The organism is Methanohalobium sp., assembly GCF_018609725.1.
Lineage (GTDB): Archaea > Halobacteriota > Methanosarcinia > Methanosarcinales > Methanosarcinaceae > Methanohalobium.
The window spans coordinates 1-4,959 of record NZ_JAHENT010000034.1 but is presented as its reverse complement, the minus strand read 5'-3'; the positions used below and the strand labels follow the sequence as shown (position 1 = coordinate 4,959).

Sequence of the window (4,959 nt, the reverse complement as noted above, 5' to 3'; positions counted from 1 at the left end):
TTTTTAATTTATCAAAATCTGAATATTAAAAATCACTAGATGTTCACAGGGACTATAACTATGTCACAAATTTTGGTAAACTAACTGGAACAACTTGATGATATAACTCCTCAGAAAATCATTTCTTATGCACTTGATAAATATCACCCAACATTTCAATATCATTTAGTGGAGCGGAAGACGTAGTTCTTATATATATGACTAAAAAATAAGAGATGAAATAAGTGTTTTTACTCTTGATACAGGACGACTGTATCCAGAAACCTACCGGTTTATAGAAGAGGTACGCGACTATTACAATATTGATATAGATGTATATATGCCCTACCATGAATCCACAGAGAAACTTGTGAAAGAAAAAGTATTGTTCTCTTTTTACAATGATGGGCATAATGAATGCTGCAGTGTCAGAAAAATAGCACCCCTAAAACGAGCACTCGATGGTCTGGATGCATGGATTACAGGGCAGAGAAAAAATCAGAGTCCAAGCCGTTCAAACCTTCCTGTGATTCAAATCGACCCCGCTTTTGGTGACGGCGAACTTGTGAAATTTAACCCTCTGGCAAACTGGACTCTGAAACAGGTATGGCAGTACATATAAGAGAACGACGTCCCCTACAACAAACTCCATGAAAAAAGGTACATTAGTATTGGATGTGAACCGTGTACAAGAACCGTCACTCCGGGACAGCATGAACGTGAAGGTCGTTGGTGGTGGGAAGAAACCACCAAAAAAAAGTGCGGTCTTCATTCAGGAAATCTAAAATAGTTACACGAAGTTTATCATAAACAGGTGATTTAAGGATGGTTGAACAACAAAAACCTCATGGTGGAAAACTTATAGATAGAACTCTATCCAATGGAGAAGCAGAAGATATTATCAATCGTGCTAATGATTTCCAGAGTATTGAAATAGGACCAGAACTTGTAAAAGATGTGGAAAACATTGCAAGCGGTTTATTCAGTCCACTTGAAGGATTTTTAACATCTGATGATTATGAACGCGTGCTTTATGACAAAAGGTTATCCAGCGGAATACCTTGGACAATTCCTATAGTACTTGATGTATCTGAAGAGAAAGCATGTAATTTGAACCCTGGTGATGAAGTTTTACTCAGACACAATAACCAGCCAGTAGCCCTGTTGAATGTGGATGATGTTTATAAATTCAACAAAAGGGTGCATTGTGAACAAGTATTTGGGACAACAGATGATGCACACCCGGGAGTTGCAAAAATCTATCAGTTAAACGACAGGCTGGTTGGAGGAAAAATTAACCTTCTCAATGAAAAATCAACACCATTTTATGAGTATGCATTAAAACCAGCAGAAACAAGGTCGATGTTTAAAGAAAAAGGCTGGGAAAAAGTTGTAGGTTTCCAGACCCGAAATGTTCCACATCTTGGTCATGAATATATACAAAAAACCGCACTAAGCCTTGTTGATGGTTTGTTTATAAACCCGGTTATAGGAAGAAAGAAAAGCGGGGATTTTAAAGATAATGTTATCCTTGACTCCTATGAATCTCTTATTGAGAATTATTTCCCTCAGGATAGAGCAACGCTTGGAATCTTTCAGACTGAAATGCGGTATGCAGGACCAAGAGAGGCAATCTTTCATGCTATTGTGAGAAAGAATTTCGGATGCACACATTTCATTGTTGGCAGAGACCATGCAGGCGTAGGGTCTTTCTACCATCCATTTGCCGCTCATGAAATATTTTCAGAATTTGGTGAGGAGGAACTTGGAATTACACCTATCTTTTTCAAATCGTTCTTCTACTGCAAAAAGTGCAGAAGTATCGCAAATGATAAGACATGTCCCCATTCTGAAGAACAGATTGTAAACTTCAGTGGAACAAGGATGCGTGAAATGTTAACAAATGGTGAACGTCCGTCAGCTGATTCAATGAGACCTGAAGTAGCGGATTCAATTCTCAAGTACGAAAATCCATTTGTTGAGTAATCCTTATAAGGGTGTATTATCTTCACCCTTTAAACCATTATAAAAAAGTAGATGCGGGAGGTGCGATTCGAACGCACGTACTCCTTCGAGACTGGACCCTGAATCCAGCGCCTTTGACCTAGCTCGGCAACTCCCGCTCCTGAGGATACTCATAGTAGTGCTTTTCCTTATTAAACTTTGCTATCCTTTAAAAAATTGATGGTATTTAAAAACCTTTTGTTTATTTTTGACCCATCAATTTCAGAATGAGAGCTTTCTGGGCATGGAGCCGGTTTTCTGCCTGATCAAAAACCACCGAGTGTGAGCCATTGAGCACATCTTCGGTAATTTCTTCATCTCTGTGTGCAGGGAGGCAGTGCATAACAATAACATCATGTTTTGCAAGGTTTACAAGGTTTGAATTAATCTGGTAATCACCAAGGTCGTTCAGGCGTTTTTCACGTTCGTCTTCATCACCCATTGATATCCATACATCGGTGTATAAAATGTCAGCATCTTCTGCGGCTTCAGCAGGGTCATGAGTGATAGTAACGTTTCCTCCTATCTTTTTACCCTGCTCTACAATATAGCTGTTTGGTTCATAACCTTCTGGACATGCAACAACAATTTCCATGCCCACAATTGCACACCCAAGAATTGCAGAGTTGCATACATTGTTTCCGTCACCGACCCATGCGAATTTCAGGTTTTTAATCCTATTTTTGTATTCTTGGATAGTGAGCAAATCAGCAAGTATCTGGCACGGATGTTCCATGTCTGATAGAGCATTTATAACGGGTATAGTAGAATATTTTGCCATTTCCTTGATTGTATCATGACTGTTAACCCTCCCTGCAATCCCATTTACATATCTGGAAAGTACAGTGGCGGTGTCGGATATTGGTTCACCACGGTCAAGCTGGATGTCTTTATAATTAAGATACAGTCCATGCCCGCCAAGGTCGCTCATAGCTACTTCAAAGGATACTCGGGTGCGTGTTGATGGTTTTTCAAATATCATAGCAAGGCTTTTGTTTTTCAAAAGCTCGGTTACTTTATCTCTTGCACGTTTTTCTTTCAAATCCTGAGCAGAGTCAAGTAATTCGTGGATATCTTCATCGGAAAGGTCAGTCATTGATATTAAATTTTTCATTTATACCAACCCTGTAAATCATGCAGTTTTGAGCTGTTTCATGTGGTCTATTTTTTTCTGGATAAAATCCTCTGTACCTATATCACGCCTTGTCTGGATTTTTCCCTTTACATTATCCAGAGACGTCTGAGCGATATTTTCGGCTTCCGATATTGCATCGGCAACTCCTACAAAAGCAAGGGCTCTTGAATCGGATGTATATATTTTACCGTCTTCTTCATATACACTTGCATAATATAGCAGTGCATCTCCAATATCATCGATAATTATTTCACTGTCTTTGATCGGTTCATAGGGATATCCTTCTGGGACGGCATACTTGCATACAGTCGCTTTTTTACTGAAACCAAGTTCCATTTCAGACAGATTGCCGTTAACAACAGCTGATAATACATCCACAAAATCATTTTCAAGAAGTGGTAGTACATTCATAGCTTCAGGATCTCCAAAACGAGCATTATATTCTATGACTTTGGGACCATCTTTTGTGAGCATGAATTGTCCATAAATAATACCTTTGTAGTGTATTCCAGTTTCTTTATATAAAGAGTCCACAGTATCTTTGAGAATTTTTTGTGCTTTTTCAATATCTTCCTTGTTCATGAAAGGTAAAACATCATCTGCACTGCTATATGAACCCATTCCTCCTGTATTTGGACCTCTATCGTTTTCAAACGCTCGTTTATGGTCCTGTATAGGAGGTGTAAATGCTAGATTGTTCCCATCAACAAACGCCTGAACTGTAAACTCTTCGCCTATCAGATTTTCTTCTATTACCACTTTACTGTCTTTTAAAAGAGTTCTTGCATATTCTTTTGCAGAATCGATATCTGGAAGCTGGTCGCCCATCACTTTGACACCCTTGCCGCCGGTCAGTCCAATGGGCTTTACCGCTACATTTTCCAGTTTTTCAATATAATCATTAACATCTTTTTCATTGTTAAATATGTTAAATTCAGGACATCCTTCTATATTGTATTTCTTCATAAAGTTTCGAGCCCATGCTTTATTAAATTCGATTTTACCGGCATCCTTTTTTGGACCTACAACACCTATTTTTGCCCTTTCAAGTGCGTCAGCAAGACCGGATGCAAGAGGTTTTTCAGGCCCTATTACAACAATGTCTACTTTTTTGGATTTAGCATAGGCTACAATTCTATCGATATTATTTTCATCATCTATCAGATAATCATTGCACAAAGATGCAATTCCTGGATTTTTCTTTGACATTACAGCATAAAGTGACGGGTTATGTTTGCTGTTTGATATTGTCTGTGCAATAACATGTTCTCTTCCGCCACCACCAATAACTAATATATTCATTTATAAAACCCCTTTAAAATTAAGTTTAATAATCTGGATTTATGTATCAATATCTAATTCTGATTTATTAATTGATAATTTTTATAGGTATATTTCCTGCAACATTTTAAAATTCCTGCAATAAATACGTTACTGTATTAAACAAGGTCACTGGCTTTAATCAATGGTATAAGTTTGATTCCAGCAGATTTTAAATTTTTCTCTGCACCTTCTTCCCTATCAACAACCGTTATAACAGTATCTATATATCCTCCTTCATCCTGTATATTAGATACTGCTTCTTTAACAGACCCTCCACTTGTAGTAACATCTTCAAGTAGTATTACACGGTCTCCTTTTTCCAGTTGACCTACAAGTTTCCCACCTGTACCGTATTCTTTGGAAGTTTTGCGTATAATAATCATTGGAAGTCTTGATTCAAGTGATACCGCAGTGGCTATGGGTACACCACCAAGTTCAACACCTCCAACATTATCCACATCTATAGATTTTATTACCTCTGCTGCCTTTTTTCCAATCAGTTTAAGTGTGTCCGGTTG

4 protein-coding genes, 1 tRNA gene and 1 pseudogene are annotated in these 4,959 nt (G+C 38.0%); 2 read left to right on the top strand and 4 right to left on the bottom strand.

All coding sequences use genetic code 11. The features are described from left to right. The first annotated feature begins 208 nt into the window (after positions 1-208). Together QZ276_RS01865 and sat are read left to right on the top strand one after the other, a co-directional pair. Positions 209-769, top strand: a pseudogene (locus QZ276_RS01865) (phosphoadenylyl-sulfate reductase). 35 nt (positions 770-804) lie between these two features. Then, entirely contained in the window at positions 805-1,965 is a 1,161-nt protein-coding gene (gene sat / locus QZ276_RS01860) for a sulfate adenylyltransferase (RefSeq protein WP_292484771.1), read from the top strand. Positions 1,966-2,017: 52 nt separating this feature from the next. Here sat and QZ276_RS01855 read toward each other — a convergent pair. From QZ276_RS01855 to pyrE, 4 genes are all read right to left on the bottom strand, one after another. Continuing rightward, positions 2,018-2,102, bottom strand: a tRNA-Leu gene (locus QZ276_RS01855). A gap of 83 nt (positions 2,103-2,185) precedes the next feature. Beyond that, on the bottom strand, positions 2,186-3,097 hold the full coding sequence (gene argF, locus QZ276_RS01850; RefSeq protein ID WP_292484769.1) for an ornithine carbamoyltransferase: 912 nt from the start codon (positions 3,095-3,097) through the stop codon (positions 2,186-2,188). Between the two features lie 18 nt (positions 3,098-3,115). After that, a complete protein-coding gene (gene purD / locus QZ276_RS01845; RefSeq protein WP_292484767.1) occupies positions 3,116-4,420 on the bottom strand; it encodes a phosphoribosylamine--glycine ligase in 1,305 nt (434 codons plus the stop codon). Between the two features lie 137 nt (positions 4,421-4,557). Continuing rightward, a partial coding sequence (gene pyrE, locus QZ276_RS01840; RefSeq protein ID WP_292484765.1) for an orotate phosphoribosyltransferase occupies positions 4,558-4,959 on the bottom strand: 402 nt, incomplete at its 5' end.

Excerpts from the sequence above, each read along its gene's own strand:
- sat (WP_292484771.1), top strand. The coding sequence starts at position 805 with ATGGTTGAACAACAAAAACCTCATGGTGGAAAACTTATAGATAGAACT.
- argF (WP_292484769.1), bottom strand. The coding sequence starts at position 3,097 with ATGAAAAATTTAATATCAATGACTGACCTTTCCGATGAAGATATCCAC.
- purD (WP_292484767.1), bottom strand. The coding sequence starts at position 4,420 with ATGAATATATTAGTTATTGGTGGTGGCGGAAGAGAACATGTTATTGCA.